Origin of the sequence: Pseudomonas sp. PAMC 25886, assembly GCF_000242655.1 — a bacterium.
In the GTDB taxonomy this organism is placed as follows: Bacteria; Pseudomonadota; Gammaproteobacteria; order Pseudomonadales; family Pseudomonadaceae; genus Aquipseudomonas.
The window spans coordinates 32,543-49,356 of sequence record NZ_AHHC01000063.1 but is presented as its reverse complement, the minus strand read 5'-3'; the positions used below and the strand labels follow the sequence as shown (position 1 = coordinate 49,356).

Genomic DNA, 16,814 nt, shown 5'->3' with positions numbered 1-16,814 from the left:
GGCGCGGTAGCCGCCGTCGTGGTGCGAGGGTTGCACATATTTGTGGCGGGAGTGTGAGGATCGGTGGTGAATCTACCCAGTCAGGCCGCTTTAGCCGCCTCACGCAGCCGCCGCACTTCAGCCAGTTTCTTCACCATCGACCGATAGCCCTTGCTGTTGATCAGCAACAACCCGAGCAATGGCCAGAACAGGCATTCGCTGTAGATAAACCAGTGCGGACGGTATTGCAGCGTCGGCAATACCACCAGCAGGCACACCACAAAAAACACCACCATGCCCCACACGGCCCACGTGTGCCCGCGCACAACCAGGAAGTTGCTGTTGGTCACGAACAGCGCGGCGAACATCACCACGAACCAGGACACGGTTGCATTGGTGGCCATGGGGACGTCGGCAAAATAGGTACTCGCCGCCAGGGAAATTGCGCCGGAACCGCCGAGGCAGCCGGCGAGAATCACACCGATGAACGACGGGAAATGTTCAAGCAAAAACGGCTTTAACGATGGGACGCCACTCATCACTCGGTTTCCTCGTACAAGCCAATCGCAAAAGTTTTGGCCTGCTTGTAGTTGTCTGAGCGCTTCAGCCCCCAAACGCCTAACCCGGCACTGAAAGCATCGCCGATCTGAACGATGGTGGCGTGCTTGAGCTGGGTCGGAGGGAAGCGCTTGGGCAACTCACCACTCAGTTGCAAGAGCTTGCGCATCTTGGTCGACATTTGCGGGTCGGCGATTTTCAGCAGTTCTTTGGTCAACTTTTCCCGCTCATGACCATTGAGACCTTTAAGCACCTGGCGCAGGCTTTTGCCGGTGGCTGCACGGGTGACATTGATCAGTTTTACAGTGGTCAGGGTCGATGCCCCCACGCCCACCAATGCGGCGCCATCCATGATTTTTGTGGCGTACTGGTACCACTCTTCGTTATCCAGATAGTCATTCATGCCCGGGTTGACGATTTCATTGCGGGTACGAAACGCGCCTACCAGGCAGGATGCGGTACTGGCAGTGGCGCTGGCATAGCCGATGACGGTCATGACCGAACTCGCACCCGCAGTAAACGGCACGGCAATGGTGCCGCTCAATACCACCAGCCAGCCAATGATCGCGCCACCACAGGACAGGGTGGTGTTGATGGCTTCGCCAATCAGTCGCCCTTCTCGCGGGTTGTTTATGACCTGATCGGCGAACTGGGCCGGGGCGATGTATCGCTGCGCCTCGCGCACGATAATCCGCTTAGGTTGGATGCTGCAGATCGGCTTGAATTCACGCAGGGTGATGATGTTGAAATCCGCGTCGATATACACCACGCCCGCGCCAACAATGCCAGGGTCGGCGTCAATGGCGGCAAATATCCGGGGCAGGTTGATTTCACTTTCGATGCGCTGGCGCGCCATGAACTGGGAGCGGTTGGAATCCATGCCAATGCCAAGCAGGGGGCTGCTCATGGGGTGTTCTTCCTTGAAATGATGCTGAGCTGACTGACCCCATCGCGGGCAAGCCCGACTCCCACATTTGGAATGCATTCTCCTGTGGGAGCCGGGCTTGCCCGCGATGGCGATTTGATGGGCGCCACCTTAACAAACAGGCTACCCACCCGCTAGAAAGCAAAACGCCAGCACGAGGCTGGCGTTTTGCGATTCAGGCGGCGATCAACGCGGCACAACCGGCTTGCGGGCTGGCTTCTTGCCTTTGCCCTTGGCCGCGTCGGTGCGTTCCTTGGCGGCCTGCTTGTTGCGCGCCATGGCCGCGGCCTTGGCTTGTTCGCGCTTGTCCCACGGGTTGCTGCCGTCACTGCCACGCGGCGGCAAGCCGGTGTGCTGGGTGAGGATCCTGGTGGTGGTTTCCTTCGCCACCTTGTGGCTGCCAGCCGGCGTCGAGTTCTTGCGACGGGCGCTCTGGTAGCTGTCGGTGGACGGCTGGTGCAACGGAATCAGTTGCTCCTTGCCCGGCCCGATCAGGTCGGCCCGGCCCATGCGGGTCAAGGCTTCACGCAGCATCGGCCAGCCTTTCGGGTCGTGGTAGCGCAGGAAGGCCTTGTGCAGGCGGCGCTGTTCTTCGCTCTTGACGATGGTCACCGCGTCGCTCTTGTAGGTGACCTTGCGCAGCGGGTTCTTGCCCGAGTGGTACATCGCCGTGGCGGTGGCCATTGGCGAGGGGTAGAACGCCTGCACCTGGTCGGCGCGGAAGCCGTTGCCCTTGAGCCACAGGGCCAGGTTCATCATGTCTTCATCGGTGGTGCCCGGGTGGGCGGCGATGAAATAAGGAATCAGGTACTGCTCCTTGCCCGCTTCCTTGGTGTACTTCTCGAACATGCGCTTGAACTTGTCATAGCTGCCAATGCCCGGTTTCATCATCTGGTTGAGCGGACCTTCCTCGGTGTGTTCCGGGGCGATCTTCAGGTAGCCACCGACGTGGTGGGTCACCAGCTCTTTGACGTACTCCGGCGACTCGACCGCGAGGTCGTAGCGCAAGCCGGAAGCGATCAGAATCTTCTTCACGCCCGGCAACGCACGGGCGCTGCGGTACAGCTGAATCAGCGACGAGTGGTCGGTGTTCAGGTTCGGGCAGATACCCGGGAACACGCAGGATGGCTTGCGGCACGCGGATTCGATTTCCGGGCTCTTGCAGGCAATGCGGTACATGTTCGCGGTCGGGCCGCCGAGGTCGGAGATGACGCCGGTGAAGCCGGGCACCTTGTCGCGGATCTCTTCGATTTCGCGAATGATCGACTCTTCGGAACGGTTCTGGATGATCCGGCCTTCATGCTCGGTGATCGAGCAGAAGGTGCAGCCGCCGAAGCAGCCACGCATGATGTTCACCGAGAAACGGATCATGTCGTAGGCCGGGATCTTTTCCTTGCCGTACGCCGGGTGCGGAATACGGGCGTAAGGCATGCCAAACACGTAGTCCATTTCTTCGGTGGTCATGGGAATGGGCGGCGGGTTGAACCACACGTCCACTTCACCATGCTTCTGCACCAGGGCGCGGGCGTTGCCCGGGTTGGTTTCCAGGTGCAACACGCGGTTGGCGTGGGCGTACAGGACCGAGTCGCCACGGACTTTTTCCACGGACGGCAGACGGATAACCGTCTTGTCGCGGGTCATACGCGGGCTGGCCAGGATCTGTACGACCTTGGCTTCTTCCGGGTCTTCCACCGGGCCCTTTTCCTGCTCGATGGCGCAGGCCTGGGTGTCCTGGGTGTTCACGTACGGGTTGATGATCTTGTCGATCTTGCCCGGGCGGTCGATACGGGTGGAGTCCACTTCGTACCAGCCTTCAGGCGTGTCACGTCGAATGAACGCGGTGCCGCGCACGTCGGTGATGTCTTCAATCTTGTGGCCCCACGACAGGCGCTGGGCAACTTCGACGATGGCCCGCTCGGCGTTGCCGTACAGCAGGATGTCGGCGCAGGCGTCGATCAGGATCGAGTTGCGCACCCGGTCCTGCCAGTAGTCGTAGTGGGCGATGCGGCGCAGGGAGGCCTCGATGCCGCCGAGTACGATCGGCACATGCTTGTAGGCTTCCTTGCAGCGCTGGCTGTAGACCAGGCTGGCGCGGTCCGGACGTTTGCCGGCCATGCCACCTGGGGTGTAGGCGTCATCGGAACGGATTTTCTTGTCGGCGGTGTAGCGGTTGATCATCGAGTCCATGTTGCCGGCCGCGACGCCGAAGAACAGGTTCGGCTCGCCGAGCTTCATGAAGTCGTCTTTGGACTGCCAGTTGGGCTGGGCAATGATCCCGACGCGAAAGCCCTGGGACTCCAGCAGCCGGCCGATGATTGCCATGCCGAACGACGGATGGTCCACGTACGCGTCACCGGTGACGATGATGATGTCGCATGAATCCCAGCCAAGCTGATCCATCTCCTCCCTGCTCATCGGCAGGAATGGCGCAGGACCGAAACATTCGGCCCAGTACTTGGGATAGTCAAATAACGGCTTGGCTGTTTGCATGACGGTGACCGGTGTTGAGATGAAAAATCGCGGGCGCGGAATATAGCACAAAATTTGACCAATTCCGACCTTTGCAGTCGGAATTGGTGGGACGACTATTTACTCGTCTTCGAAGTTATAGCTGCCCGGCGCCAGGTTTTCGAAGCGGGTGTATTTACCGATAAAGGCCAGGCGCGTGGTGCCGATCGGGCCGTTACGCTGCTTGCCGATAATGATTTCGGCGATGCCTTTATGCTCGGTTTCCGGGTGATACACCTCGTCCCGGTAAACGAACATGATCACGTCAGCATCCTGCTCGATCGCTCCGGATTCCCGCAAGTCGGAGTTGATCGGGCGCTTGTTGGGACGTTGCTCCAGGGACCGGTTGAGCTGCGACAGGGCAACCACCGGGCAGTTGAATTCCTTGGCCAGGGCTTTCAACGAGCGGGAAATCTCGGAAATCTCGTTGGTCCGGCTGTCACCGCTTGAGCCCGGGATCTGCATCAGCTGCAGGTAGTCGATCATGATCAGGGCGATGTCGCCGTGCTCACGCACCAGGCGTCGGGTACGTGCGCGCATTTCCGACGGGCTGATGCCCGCAGTGTCATCGATGAACAGCTTGCGGTCGTTGAGCAGGTTGACCGCCGAGGTCAGGCGCGGCCAATCGTCGTCTTCCAGGCGACCGGCACGCACCTTGGTCTGGTCGATGCGGCCCAGGGACGACAACATACGCATGATCAGCGATTCACCTGGCATCTCCAGGGAATAAACCAGTACGGCCTTGTCGCTGCGCAACACGGCGTTTTCCACCAGGTTCATGGCGAAGGTGGTTTTACCCATGGACGGACGACCGGCGACGATGATCAAGTCCGCGGGCTGCAAGCCGCTGGTCATGCCATCCAGGTCGGTGTAGCCGGTGGACAGGCCGGTGATGGCGTTGTCGGTGTTGAACAGGGTATCGATACGGTCGATGGCCTTGGTCAGCAGGTCGTTGACGCTGACCGGGCCGCCGGTTTTCGGCCGCGCTTCGGCGATCTGGAAGATCTGCCGTTCGGCCTCGTCGAGGATCTCTTCGGCGGTACGGCCTTCGGGGTTGAAGGCGCTGTCGGCGATCTCGGTGGCAATGCCGATCAACTGGCGCAACGTGGCCCGCGCACGGACGATCTGCGCATAGGCCTTGATGTTGGCGACCGATGGCGTGTTCTTCGCCAGTTCGCCCAGGTAACCCAGGCCGCCCACTTGGGACGTCTGGCCTTCCTTGTCCAGTTGCTCGGCCAGGGTCACCACGTCGATCGGTGAGTTCTGGTCAGCCAGCTTGGCAATGGCGCGGAAGATCAGGCGGTGGTCATGACGGTAGAAATCGCCGTCCGAGACTTGATCCAGCACGCGCTCCCAGGCGTTGTTGTCCAGCATCAAACCACCGAGCACGGCCTGTTCGGCCTCGATGGAATGCGGCGGCACCTTCAGGGCAGCGGTTTGCAGATCATATTGCTCAGGAGCGGAGATATCGTTCATGGCCACTTGGAATAGTTGGAGAATCAGGGGCTACAGAAAAACAAAAGGCACGACCTGTAAACAGGATCGTGCCCGATGTTAACCGCCCGGCACGCGAGGTGCCAGTCAGTTAGGTACTGCTTAAGCAGCTACCACAACAACGCGTACGGTTGCTTCGACTTCAGCGTGCAGGTGCACGGCTACATCGAATTCGCCAACGTTGCGGATGGTGCCGTTCGGCAGACGAACTTCGCTCTTCTGCACTTCAACGCCGGAGGCGGTCAGTGCATCAGCGATGTCGTGGGTGCCGATCGAACCGAACAGCTTGCCTTCGTCACCGGCGGTGGCAGTGATAGTCACTTCCAGCTCAGCCAGTTGGGCAGCGCGAGTTTCGGCCGAAGCTTTTTTGTCTGCTGCTGCTTTTTCCAGCTCGGCACGACGCTCTTCAAACGCAGCCAGGTTGGCAGCGGTTGCAGCGGTGGCTTTGCCGTATGGCAGCAGGTAGTTACGACCGTAGCCGGCCTTAACGTTCACTTTGTCGCCCAGGTTGCCCAGGTTGGCGACTTTTTCCAGAAGGATCAGTTGCATGTGAAAATCCTCTAACTTTTAACCTTCACCGTTCGCGTTATCGGCGTCTTTCGGCGCCAGACGACCGCGAAAATCAATCAGGCCGTCGACAATGGCCAAGACCACGAGTAACGGATAGATCAGCTGCATGAACAGCAACAGCGTTACGTACAACCCCACCAGCCAGAATCTGCCCAGTCGCTTTTGCGCCACCAGCCCATGAATCAGGGACAGGCCGGCGAATACCAGCGGTACGCTGCACAACGGCACCAACAGCGCCAGGCCAAACGTCGGCCCGACCACCATGAACGCCAGCAGCAACATCGCGGGTCCTGCGGGGATTCTGATACTGCGAAATTCGCGACCAAAACCGCCCGGGTTATACAACAACGCCTGCCAGTAACGCCCAAGAATCAGGCTCAGCACGCTGACGATCTGCAACAAGGCCGCAATCAGGCCGGTAAGCATCGGTGCAATCACTGACGCGAGACGCGCTCGCTCCTCTACCGATAACTGCTGGTAGAGATCCCCGAGGGCCAGCGGCAGGATCTTTATGATCTCCTGCGCCAGCGCCTCGATTTGCGGGCGGAAAGCCGCGCCAAGCGCCAGTGAATACACCAACCCCAATGCCACGCTGACCAGCAGCGTACGGACCCAGGACTCACTTGCGCGTAAAACCAACGCAAGGGTCGATGAACCGAGCAGTACCAGAAGTACCCGTGGATCATCGAATTTCAACCACCAGACCAAGGCCGGCAGTATTCCCAGGGCAAGAACGCCAAGGGCGTCCTTCAAACCGCGCCGCAGGAGCACAAGGCAACCTGCAGCAGCACCCAACCAATACAACAACGGCAATGCTGCACATCCAGCCACTACCAGAGTGGCCTGCACACGACCGCGCATGATGAACTCAGCTAAGGCGCGCATGCATTCAATCCCTTACTACTTGTCGACTGCCCGGTCTCAGCGGCCGTGGCTGTCGGTGTAGGCCAGCAGGGCCAGGAAGCGGGCGCGCTTGATAGCGGTGGCCAGCTGACGCTGATAACGAGCTTTGGTACCGGTGATGCGGCTTGGAACAATTTTGCCGGTCTCGGATACGTAGGCTTTCAGAGTGTTGAGATCTTTGTAATCGATCTCCTTCACGTCTTCAGCGGTGAAGCGGCAGAATTTACGACGACGGAAGAAACGTGCCATTTGATAGGCTCCTTAAAAGGTCCGTGGATTACTCGTCAGCGTTATCGCTGTTGTCGCTGTCATCACTGTCAGCGCTTTCAGCGCCTTCGTGCTCAGGACGGTCGCGACGCTCACGGCGCTCACTGCGGTTTTCTTCAGCCTTGAGCATCTCGGATTGGCCGGTAACGGCTTCTTCGCGACGGATGACCAGGTTACGGATCACTGCATCGTTGTAGCGGAAGTTGTCTTCCAGCTCGGCCAGGGCCTTGCCAGTGCACTCAACGTTCAGCATCACGTAGTGAGCCTTGTGAACATTGTTGATTGCGTAGGCCAGTTGACGACGGCCCCAATCTTCCAGACGGTGGATTTTGCCGCCGTCTTCTTCGATCAGCTTGGTGTAACGCTCTACCATGCCGCCGACTTGCTCGCTTTGATCCGGGTGGACCAAAAAGATGATTTCGTAATGACGCATGAATGCTCCTTACGGGTTGTAGCCTGCCGCTCAAAAACGGTCAGACAAGGAGTGAATGACACTTATGGATCTTGCCGAAGGGAGGCACATGCGTGCCTGCCATGAAGGCAAGGGGCGCAATTGTAGAGAAGGGGGAGAAAGGGCGCAAGGTGATTGGTGATTATTTGAACAACGCAGATTCAAGGCAAACACAAAACAAATGTGGGAGCTGGCTTGCCTGCGATGACAATGGCACAGGCAACATCTCTGCTGACTGACACACCGCCATCGCGGGCAAGCCCGGCTCCCACAGGGTCTTGCGTCGCTCTTAAGCCTTATTTCTTGGCTTTGGCCTTGGCGCCACGCTGGCGCTGGGCTTCGAACAGGCAGACGCCCGTTGCGACTGAAACGTTGAGGCTGCTGACGCTACCGGCCATCGGCAGGTGCACCAGGTAGTCGCAATGTTCACGGGTCAGGCGACGCATGCCTTTGCCTTCGGCACCCATGATCAGGATGGTCGGGCCGGTGAGGTCCTGGTCATAAATGCTGACCTCGGCCTCTCCCGCCGTACCCACGACCCACAAGCCGCGCTGCTGGAGTTTCTCCAGGGTACGCGCCAGGTTGGTCACCGCCACCAGCGGAATCACTTCTGCCGCACCGCAGGCGACTTTACGCACCACAGGCGTCAAGGTGGCCGACTTGTCTTTAGGCACGATCACCGCCAGTGCGCCGGCAGCATCGGCCGAACGCAGGCAGGCACCCAGGTTGTGCGGATCGGTCACGCCGTCGAGCACCAGCAGCAGCGGCGCGCCTTCGGTGCGATCGAGCAACTCGTCGAGCATCGCCTCGCCCCAGACCTGGCTCGGGCTTACGTCCGCGACCACACCCTGGTGAACGCCTTCGACCCAGACGTCCATTTCACGACGCTCGGCCTGGCCGATAGCAACCTTGTTTTGATTGGCCAACTCGACCAGCGCTTGTACACGCGGCTCACTACGGCCTTCTGCCAACCACACCTGTTTGACACGCTTCGGGTGGTGACGCAGCAACGCTTCTACGGCGTGAACGCCGTAGATTTTTTCCAGACTCATGACTTGGCCTTAGGTTTGCGCGACCCGCCGCTTTTCGCGGGGGCCGAACCCGCTTTTGGCGGGCCTTTACGGTGTTTACTCGGCTTGCTCGACGGTTTTTCCGCCTCGCGGGACTTTCCCCCAGACGCCGCTTTACCACCGCTTTTGGCTTCGTTGAGCAACTGCTGCTTCAACTCGCGGCTCTTGCGCAGCTCGGCGTTTTTCGCCGCGGCATCGCTAGGGCGGTAGGCTTCGGGGGCCTTGTCCTTGGCAGACGAACGACGAGCAGGCTTGGCAGGTGCTGGCTCGGCGACTGCTGCTTTCGCAGGAGCCCCTTTGCCTTTGGCGGCCGGCGCTGCAGTTTCGTTGCCACGTTTTTTACGGCCAGTCGGCTCAACAGGCTTGTCTGGCATGCCGAAGTCGATCTTGCGCTCGTCGAGGTCGACGCGCATGACCTGCACTTCCACGGTGTCGCCCAAACGGAAGCTGCGACCGGTGCGCTCGCCCGCCAGGCGGTGATGCACAGGGTCGAAGTGGTAGTAGTCACCCGGCAAGGCGGTGACGTGCACCAGGCCCTCGACGTAGATATCAGTCAGCTCGACGAACAGGCCAAAACCGGTCACGGCGGTGATCACACCCGGGAACGACTCGCCCACGCGGTCTTTCATGAACTCGCACTTGAGCCAGTTCACCACGTCGCGGGTGGCTTCGTCGGCACGGCGTTCGCTCATGGAGCACTGCTCGCCCAGCTGCTCCAGGGCCGCTTCGTCGTACGGATAGATCCGTGCCTTCGGAATGGTCATGGCACCGGCGCGCTTGACGTGCGGGGTGTTCTGCTTGGAATGGATCACACTGCGGATCGCCCGGTGCGTGAGCAAGTCCGGGTAACGGCGAATCGGCGAGGTGAAGTGGGTGTACGCCTCATAATTCAGGCCGAAGTGGCCTTGGTTATCAGCGCTGTACACCGCCTGGCTCAGCGAGCGCAGCATGACGGTCTGGATCACGTGATAATCCAGACGATCCTTGATGCTCGCGAGCAGAGCCTGGTAGTCCTTTGGCGTCGGGCCGTCCTTGCCTTTGTGCAGGGACAGGCCGAGCTCACCGAGGAACGCGCGCAGCTTCTCCAGACGCTCCGGCGGCGGGCCGTCGTGCACCCGGTACAACGCAGGAATCTCGTGCTTCTTCAGGAATTCTGCGGTGGCCACGTTGGCGGCCAGCATGCATTCCTCGATCAGCTTGTGAGCATCGTTACGCGTGGTCGGAGTGATCGCGGCGATCTTGCGCTCGGAACCGAAGACAATCCGGGTTTCCTGGGTTTCGAAGTCGATCGCGCCACGCACGTGACGAGCGCCCAGCAGCACCTTGTACAGCGCATAGAGCTGCTTGAGGTGCGGCACGACATGGCCGTACTCACCGCGCAAGGCTTTGGCTTCGCTGGTTTTCGGCTGCTCCAGGATGGTGCTGACCTTGTTGTAGGTCAGGCGGGCCTGGGAGTGGATCACCGCTTCATAGAACTGGTAGTCGGTCATTTCGCCGGTTTTCGAGATGGTCATCTCGCACACCATGGCCAAACGGTCGACTTTCGGGTTCAGGGAGCACAAACCGTTCGACAGCTGCTCAGGCAGCATCGGGATCACGCGCTCGGGGAAGTACACCGAGTTGCCGCGCACCTGGGCTTCGTTGTCCAGGGCCGAACCGATCTTCACGTAGCTGGACACATCGGCAATCGCGACGAACAACTTCCAGCCGCCGGAGAACAGGCGCAGTTTGCCGGGCTTGGCTTCGCAGTAGACCGCATCGTCGAAGTCGCGGGCATCTTCGCCGTCAATGGTGACGAACGGCAGATGGCGCAGGTCGATGCGTTTCTCTTTGTCTTTTTCTTCAACTTCAGGCTTGAGCTTGGAGGCTTCTTTCAGCACCGCCTCAGGCCAGACGTGGGGGATATCGTAGGTGCGCAGCGCAACATCGATTTCCATGCCCGGCGCCATGTAGTTGCCGACCACTTCGACGATATCGCCCTGTGGCTGGAAGCGCGCAGTTGGCCAGTGGGTGATTTTCACCTCGACGAACTGACCGACCTTGGCGGCGCCATTGCGGCCCGGGGTGATCAGCACTTCCTGCTGGACCTTCGGGTTATCCGGCACGACAAAGCCGATGCCGCCTTCTTCGAAGTAACGACCAACGATGGACTCGTGGGCACGGGACACCACTTCGACGATCACGCCTTCGCGGCGACCGCGACGGTCGAGACCGGAAACGCGCGCCAGGGCACGATCGCCATCGAACACCAGGCGCATTTGCGCCGGGCTCATGAACAGGTCGTCGCTGCCATCGTCGGGGATCAGGAAGCCGAAACCGTCACGGTGGCCGGCGATGCGGCCGAGGATCAGGTCGAGCTTGTCCACAGGCGCGTACGTGCCACGGCGGGTGTAGATCAACTGGGCATCGCGCTCCATGGCGCGCAGGCGGCGACGCAGGGCTTCGAGTTGGTCTTCGGTGGTCAGACCGAATTCTTCAACCAGCTGCTCGCGGCTAGCAGGCGAACCCCGATCGGCGAGGTGCGCCAGGATCAGTTCGCGGCTAGGAATAGGGTTTTCATATTTTTCCGCTTCACGAGCGGCCTCGGGATCGAGGGACTGCCAATCGGCCATTAGAGAGTTTTCACCTTGTCTATATGCGGGTTAGTTTGGCATACGCGTATTGAAACGGGAAATTTCAGGTGTCAACAAGCCCGTAAAAGCACTTTGTAGCCCTTGGAATGCACCTTGCGCGACCGCCCACGAAATATTCCAGACTTTTTTCATGGCAGGGCTTTACAGCAGAAAATAGCCTCCGTATAGTGCGCGCCATCGACGACGGCAACGTTGTTGATGCTGCCCAGGTGGTGAAATTGGTAGACACGCCAGCTTCAGGTGCTGGTGATCGCAAGGTCGTGGAAGTTCGAGTCTTCTCCTGGGCACCAATTTCAAACTCAAGGTTCTTCCTCGAGTCTCCAAAAACCCGCGAAAGCGGGTTTTTGCGTTTCAGGCCTTTGATTTTTAACGAGAATCTTGATTTATATTTTTGAATCAGGGGTTTACAGATCAAAAAGCCCTCCGTATAGTTCGCTCCATCAACAGCGCAAGCGTTGATAATGCCCAGGTGGTGAAATTGGTAGACACGCCAGCTTCAGGTGCTGGTGATCGCAAGGTCGTGGAAGTTCGAGTCTTCTCCTGGGCACCAAATTCAGATCAAACCCGCGAAAGCGGGTTTTTTCGTTTCCGGGGTTTGAAAACCTGCCCGCTGATTTCCCCCCTCGCCCGCACTTGAGAAGTTTTATCGTTTATCCTTGTAAGGATTTGTTGCACTCAAGTGAGGAAAACCCCGGATGATGATCCGCGATACCCGTCTCAAGACATCCCTTCTGCGTGGCCTGACCATCACTCTGCTCGGCCTGACCCTGCTCTCGCCCGCCGCCTATTCTGCCGACAAGGTCGCCCTGACCCTGTACAACGGCCAACACAAGGAGGTCGGCGATGAACTTGCCAAGGCTTTCGAAGCCAAGACCGGCATCCATGTCAATGTGCGCAAAGGCAGCAGCAACCAGCTGGCCAGCCAGGTCGTCGAAGAAGGCGACCGCTCCCCTGCCGACGTGATCTACACCGAAGAATCGCCGCCGCTGAATAAACTCGGCGAACAAGGCCTGCTCGCGACCATCGACGCCAGCACCCTCGACGTTTTGCCCAAGGAATATGTAGCCGCCAACGGCGCCTGGATGGGCGTGACCGCACGCACCCGCGTCGTGGCGTTCAACCCGAAACTGATCGCCGAAAAAGACCTGCCGAAGTCGGTACTGGATTTCGCCGGTCCTGAATGGCAAGGCAAGGTCGGTTTCGTACCGACCAGCGGCGCGTTCCAGGAGCAGGCCGTAGCGATCATCAAGCTGCACGGTCGCGAAGCGGCTGAAGAATGGCTGACCGGCCTGCGCGCGTTCGGCAAGGTCTACAGCAACAACATGGTTGCGCTCAAAGCCGTGGAAAATGGCGAAGTCGCTACCGTACTGGTGAACAACTACTACTGGTTCGCCCTGAAGAAAGAAAAAACCAATCTGGACTCCCAACTGCACTACTTCACCAACGGTGATGCGGGCGGCCTGATTACCGTGTCTGCCGCGGCTGCGCTGAAATCCAGCAAGCATCCAAAAGAAGCCCAGCAACTGTTGGCTTTCATGGCCAGCGAAGAAGGCCAACGGGTCATCACCAACACCTCCGCCGAATACCCGCTGCGCAAGGGCATGGAATCCAACCGTGGCCTCAAGCCTTTCAGCGAGCTGCAACCGCCGAAAGTCACCCCTGCCGACCTGGGCAACGCCGAAGAAGCCCTGGAAATGGAACGTGACGTTGGCTTGAACTGATGAACCCATCGCTCCCCACCCCCGCTTTGCGCGGGGGTTTTACGCCAAGACGCAAGCGCCCTTCGATCGGGTTGCTGCTGCCGGTCCTGCTGCTGGTGGGGCTGAGCCTGTTGCCGCTGGTGTATGTCGGCCTCAAGGCCTGGCAGGCGGGCTGGGCCGAGGCCGTGCACTTGCTGTGGCGACCTTATGTGTTCGGATTGCTGCGCAACACCTTGGCGCTGATGGTCGGCGTGACCGTGGCCTGCGGCGTGATCGGCCTGTCGCTGGCCTGGCTGCTGGAACGCAGCAGCCTGCCGGGCCGGCGTATCTGGGGAGTGATTCTGTGCCTGCCATTTGCGGTGCCGGCGTTTGTCAGCAGCTTTACCTGGGTTTCGTTAAGCGCCAACTTTGAAGGGTTGGGCGGAGCGATCCTGGTGATGACCCTTTCTAAATACCCACTGGTGTTTCTGCCGGTGGCGGCAACTCTGCGCAATCTTGATCCATCCCTGGAAGAATCGGCCCGCACCCTTGGCCTGAATCGCTGGGGTGTGTTCTTTCGCATCACCTTGCCTTTACTGTGGCCATCACTGCTGGCCGGGGCACTGTTGATTGCCCTGCATATGCTGGTGGAGTTCGGCGCACTGTCGATCATCGGCTTGCAGACATTTACCACCGCGATCTATCAGCAATTCGAGCTGGAGTTCAGCAATGCCAATGCGGCGATGCTGTCGGCCGTTCTGCTGGTGATGTGCCTGACGCTGCTTTGGCTGGAACTGCGGGTGCGCGGCAAAGGCCGGCATGTGCGCACCGGGCAGGGCGCGGCACGACACGCTGAACAGGTTCGACTCGGTAAATGGGCGCCTCTGGGGCAGCTGTATTGCCTGCTCCTGGCGATTATTGGGAGCGGCATTCCACTGGGCATGCTCGGTTATTGGCTGGCCGTGGGCAGCTCAGCGGCATTTCCGGTCGCCGAGATCAGCGAGGCACTGCTTTCCTCATTGGCACTCTCCCTAGGTGGCGCCGCGCTGTGCCTGTTGTTTGCAGTACCGGTGGGCCTGCTGGTGGTGCGCTACAAGGGCCGGCTCGCCCTGTGGGCCGAACGCCTGCCGTACTTGCTGCACGCCCTGCCCGGCCTGGTGATTGCGCTGACGCTGGTGTATTTCGCGCTGCATTACGTGCCGGCGCTGTATCAGACGTCGGCGTTGCTGCTGATTGCTTATGCGTTGCTGTTTTTGCCGCTGGCCCAGGCGCCGATCCGCACGGCGCTGAACAAGGCGGCACCGCAGCTGGAAGAGGCGGCGAGGACCCTGGGCGCGTCGTCGTTCAGTGCGTTTTGCCGGGTGACGTTGCCGATTATTTTCCCGGCGTTGGGCGCGGCGTTTGCGCTGGTGTTCCTGGATGCGATGAAGGAATTGACGGCGACGTTGCTGCTCAGTCCTACCGGGCTGAACACCTTGGCGACTGCCGTGTGGGCGCATACCTCGAATGTGGAATTCGCGGCAGCGGCGCCCTATGCAGCATTGTTGATTTTGGTGTCGGGGCTGCCGGTGTATTTGCTTACGACGCGGATGTATCTGAGTCGCTGAAGCCGCCATCGCAGGCAAGCCAGCTCCCACACTTGACCGTATTCCAAAACTGGAACTCGATCGAGCGTGGGAGCTGGCTTGCCTGCGATGAGGCCGAAACAGGCGACATCAAGCCCGAAACTGCCCCAGGCTCGCCTTCAACTGCGCCGCCAGCCCATCCAGTACCTTGCCACTGGCGGTAGTCTCCACCACCGCCTGAGCGGCCCGCTCTGCCTGGGCATGGATGATTTCCACCCGCCCACGCACCGCATGCGCGCCTTGCGCCTGATGCTCAGCCGCACGGGTCGCCAGGCCAATCGCCGCATGCACCTGCTCTACCGAGGCCTGCACCGACTGTTGCAGGCGCACGCTGTCGCGCAACACCAGCAAACCTTCGCTGGCCTGACGCCCGGCCTTTCCGATGGTCTCCACCGCCTCACGGGCGCCTTGCTGCAACGCCACGATGTGGGCCTGGATGTCACCGGTAGAACTCTGGGTTTTACTGGCCAGGGCACGTACCTCGTCCGCCACCACCGCAAAACCGCGACCGGTCTCACCAGCCCGGGCCGCTTCAATCGCCGCATTGAGCGCCAGCAGGTTGGTTTGCTCGGCAATCCCGTGGATCACCGTCAGGACCACCTCGATCTGCTCGCTCTGCTGAGCCAGCCGCTCGATCACCCTGGACCCGGCCTGCACCTGCCCCGCCAACGCCTCGATCAGGCTGCCGACTTCGGCAGAAGTACGTGAGTTCTCATCAGTCGCCTGGCGAATATCCACTACCTGCTGCAGCGCCGCCTGCATCGCATGGCTTTCCGCCTGGGCCTCATCCGCCATTTGCGACAGCGCCCGCAGGCTCTCGGCAACTTCATCACGCTGTAAGCCGGCGGCCGCGTCGGCACCGGCATTGCGCAAGGTCATCGCACCGATTTCCACGCCGGTACGCTGGGCTACATCGCCCGCCTCACGCACGATCGGCTGCAACTTATCCACAAAGCGATTGACCGCCGAGGCCATGTCGCCGATTTCGTCCTGGCTGTTGATCTGCACGCGCTTGGTCAGGTCGCCCTCTCCCGCGGCCAGATCGTCCATCGCTGCAATCAACAGCTTCAGGCGATTGACCACGCGACGCCCAAGCACCACGGCAATCAGCAGCAGCACGCCAAAACCGACCACCGCCAGGCCCATGCCGATGCGCCAGCGCAACGTGCCCGCCGCTTCTTGCACGGCATGGGTGGTATTGGCGGTCATCTGGGTGGCAGTGGCTTGCGCCGACTGCAAGCGCGCGCCCATGGCCGAAGCGCTGTCAGCTGCAGCCCCCTTGAGGCTGTCGCCCACCAGTTGATCACTGCTGGCAATCAGCGCGGCAAAACGCTTATCCAGTGCGGCCAGGTCGACGTCCACCGAAGCAGTTGAAACCCCCATGATGACCTTGCCGATCTCCACGCCGTTGGGGCTGATAGACGCCTCAAGGTAGTAAACCGACGGATCGTTTTTCGCCGCATCCAGCACCTTGTCCAGAGCACGCTCGCCCTGCCCTTTCTCCAGCAGCGCCGCATTAATCGGGTTTTCCCGGTTCAGGTAGCGGGTGAGATGCTGGCCAGTGGCGTCGTCGTAGACCACGAACAACACATTTGGATTGCGCTGGGCACGCCGGGCGAATTCCGACAGGGTCGGCACGTCGCTGTCCCACATGGCGCGGGGCGCCACGGAAGCCAGCAGCTGCGCCATATCATTGGCGGAGTCCTTCAGGTCTTTTTCCAGGGTCGCACGCAGTTGCTTCTGCTCGTCCTGCAGACGCGTGGAAAGCCCTGCCGTCAGACGCTGGCGGGTGCTGGAAGACAGGCTGTCCAGACTGGAGGTGACTTCCTTGCCAGCCTGGGCCAGTTCGCCGGAGAGTTTCTGACTGTCGACACCCAGCCGATTACCTAAATCAGCTTCCAGCGCGGTGACCGTGCTCCGAGTCAGCGCGACCGCCACCAGCACTTGCACCAAAAGAGCGATACCTAGGGTAACGAACACCGGCCGCAACAGTCGGCTTTGTAACAATGAGAGAACGGCAGACATCGTGAATCCCTCCACCTGGGGTGCCATTAAATTGATAGCACCACGAAAGAGAGAAACACAGCAAGGGTCGTGCCGTATAGCAAACAGAAACGACAAAGGGCCCCCGAAGGGACCCTTTGTGTTTTAC

General features: G+C 60.1%; 13 protein-coding genes and 2 tRNA genes. 4 read left to right on the top strand and 11 right to left on the bottom strand.

Annotation, left to right across the window (positions count from 1 at the left end; translation table 11 throughout):
* Nucleotides 1-80: 80 nt before the first annotated feature.
* From MUM_RS0121315 to rnr, 10 genes are all read right to left on the bottom strand, one after another.
* Entirely contained in the window at nucleotides 81-518 is a 438-nt protein-coding gene (locus tag MUM_RS0121315) for a hypothetical protein (protein WP_010173878.1), read from the bottom strand.
* A complete protein-coding gene (locus tag MUM_RS0121310) occupies nucleotides 518-1,444 on the bottom strand; it encodes a hypothetical protein (protein ID WP_010173876.1) in 927 nt (308 codons plus the stop codon). The genes MUM_RS0121315 and MUM_RS0121310 overlap by 1 nt, the downstream gene beginning before the upstream one ends.
* A gap of 204 nt (nucleotides 1,445-1,648) precedes the next feature.
* Entirely contained in the window at nucleotides 1,649-3,952 is a 2,304-nt protein-coding gene (locus tag MUM_RS0121305) for a YgiQ family radical SAM protein (protein ID WP_010173875.1), read from the bottom strand.
* 99 nt (nucleotides 3,953-4,051) lie between these two features.
* Nucleotides 4,052-5,446 carry a replicative DNA helicase gene (dnaB, locus tag MUM_RS0121300; RefSeq protein WP_003217484.1) on the bottom strand — a complete coding sequence of 465 codons (1,395 nt, stop codon included), beginning with the start codon at nucleotides 5,444-5,446 and terminating at the stop codon, nucleotides 4,052-4,054.
* A 120-nt stretch (nucleotides 5,447-5,566) separates the two neighbouring features.
* A complete protein-coding gene (rplI, locus tag MUM_RS0121295) occupies nucleotides 5,567-6,013 on the bottom strand; it encodes a 50S ribosomal protein L9 (protein WP_003171376.1) in 447 nt (148 codons plus the stop codon).
* Between the two features lie 18 nt (nucleotides 6,014-6,031).
* Nucleotides 6,032-6,919, bottom strand: coding sequence for a hypothetical protein (locus MUM_RS0121290; protein WP_010173874.1), 888 nt, complete (start codon nucleotides 6,917-6,919; stop codon nucleotides 6,032-6,034).
* A gap of 36 nt (nucleotides 6,920-6,955) precedes the next feature.
* Nucleotides 6,956-7,186 carry a 30S ribosomal protein S18 gene (gene rpsR / locus MUM_RS0121285; protein ID WP_002551829.1) on the bottom strand — a complete coding sequence of 77 codons (231 nt, stop codon included), beginning with the start codon at nucleotides 7,184-7,186 and terminating at the stop codon, nucleotides 6,956-6,958.
* Between the two features lie 28 nt (nucleotides 7,187-7,214).
* Complete coding sequence (gene rpsF, locus MUM_RS0121280) at nucleotides 7,215-7,637, bottom strand: 30S ribosomal protein S6 (RefSeq protein ID WP_003217491.1); 423 nt, start codon at nucleotides 7,635-7,637, stop codon at nucleotides 7,215-7,217.
* Nucleotides 7,638-7,951: 314 nt separating this feature from the next.
* Entirely contained in the window at nucleotides 7,952-8,707 is a 756-nt protein-coding gene (gene rlmB, locus MUM_RS0121275; protein ID WP_003217493.1) for a 23S rRNA (guanosine(2251)-2'-O)-methyltransferase RlmB, read from the bottom strand.
* Nucleotides 8,704-11,337, bottom strand: a complete 2,634-nt coding sequence (rnr, locus tag MUM_RS0121270) for a ribonuclease R (RefSeq protein WP_010173806.1) — start codon at nucleotides 11,335-11,337, stop codon at nucleotides 8,704-8,706. Before rnr ends, rlmB begins: the two co-directional genes overlap by 4 nt.
* Nucleotides 11,338-11,561: 224 nt before the next feature.
* Between rnr and MUM_RS0121265 the strand changes: the two genes are divergently transcribed.
* The 4 genes from MUM_RS0121265 (at nucleotide 11,562) to MUM_RS0121250 (ending at nucleotide 14,644) form a co-directional block, all read left to right on the top strand.
* A tRNA-Leu gene (locus MUM_RS0121265) sits at nucleotides 11,562-11,648 on the top strand.
* A gap of 173 nt (nucleotides 11,649-11,821) precedes the next feature.
* Nucleotides 11,822-11,908, top strand: a tRNA-Leu gene (locus MUM_RS0121260).
* Nucleotides 11,909-12,053: 145 nt separating this feature from the next.
* A complete protein-coding gene (locus MUM_RS0121255) occupies nucleotides 12,054-13,079 on the top strand; it encodes an extracellular solute-binding protein (protein WP_010173805.1) in 1,026 nt (341 codons plus the stop codon).
* Nucleotides 13,079-14,644 carry an ABC transporter permease gene (locus tag MUM_RS0121250; RefSeq protein ID WP_029616038.1) on the top strand — a complete coding sequence of 522 codons (1,566 nt, stop codon included), beginning with the start codon at nucleotides 13,079-13,081 and terminating at the stop codon, nucleotides 14,642-14,644. The genes MUM_RS0121255 and MUM_RS0121250 overlap by 1 nt, the downstream gene beginning before the upstream one ends.
* A gap of 108 nt (nucleotides 14,645-14,752) precedes the next feature.
* Here MUM_RS0121250 and MUM_RS0121245 read toward each other — a convergent pair whose 3' ends face one another.
* Nucleotides 14,753-16,687 carry a methyl-accepting chemotaxis protein gene (locus tag MUM_RS0121245; RefSeq protein WP_010173803.1) on the bottom strand — a complete coding sequence of 645 codons (1,935 nt, stop codon included), beginning with the start codon at nucleotides 16,685-16,687 and terminating at the stop codon, nucleotides 14,753-14,755.
* Nucleotides 16,688-16,814 lie beyond the last annotated feature (127 nt).

What these genes read in the sequence shown, in the direction of transcription:
- MUM_RS0121315 (WP_010173878.1), bottom strand. Translation starts at nt 518, where the DNA reads ATGAGTGGCGTCCCATCGTTAAAGCCGTTTTTGCTTGAACATTTCCCG.
- rpsF (WP_003217491.1), bottom strand. Translation starts at nt 7,637, where the DNA reads ATGCGTCATTACGAAATCATCTTTTTGGTCCACCCGGATCAAAGCGAG.
- MUM_RS0121290 (WP_010173874.1), bottom strand. Translation starts at nt 6,919, where the DNA reads ATGCGCGCCTTAGCTGAGTTCATCATGCGCGGTCGTGTGCAGGCCACT.
- rplI (WP_003171376.1), bottom strand. Translation starts at nt 6,013, where the DNA reads ATGCAACTGATCCTTCTGGAAAAAGTCGCCAACCTGGGCAACCTGGGC.
- MUM_RS0121245 (WP_010173803.1), bottom strand. Translation starts at nt 16,687, where the DNA reads ATGTCTGCCGTTCTCTCATTGTTACAAAGCCGACTGTTGCGGCCGGTG.
- rlmB (WP_003217493.1), bottom strand. Translation starts at nt 8,707, where the DNA reads ATGAGTCTGGAAAAAATCTACGGCGTTCACGCCGTAGAAGCGTTGCTG.
- rpsR (WP_002551829.1), bottom strand. Translation starts at nt 7,186, where the DNA reads ATGGCACGTTTCTTCCGTCGTCGTAAATTCTGCCGCTTCACCGCTGAA.
- dnaB (WP_003217484.1), bottom strand. Translation starts at nt 5,446, where the DNA reads ATGAACGATATCTCCGCTCCTGAGCAATATGATCTGCAAACCGCTGCC.
- rnr (WP_010173806.1), bottom strand. Translation starts at nt 11,337, where the DNA reads ATGGCCGATTGGCAGTCCCTCGATCCCGAGGCCGCTCGTGAAGCGGAA.
- MUM_RS0121255 (WP_010173805.1), top strand. Translation starts at nt 12,054, where the DNA reads ATGATGATCCGCGATACCCGTCTCAAGACATCCCTTCTGCGTGGCCTG.
- MUM_RS0121250 (WP_029616038.1), top strand. Translation starts at nt 13,079, where the DNA reads ATGAACCCATCGCTCCCCACCCCCGCTTTGCGCGGGGGTTTTACGCCA.
- MUM_RS0121305 (WP_010173875.1), bottom strand. Translation starts at nt 3,952, where the DNA reads ATGCAAACAGCCAAGCCGTTATTTGACTATCCCAAGTACTGGGCCGAA.
- MUM_RS0121310 (WP_010173876.1), bottom strand. Translation starts at nt 1,444, where the DNA reads ATGAGCAGCCCCCTGCTTGGCATTGGCATGGATTCCAACCGCTCCCAG.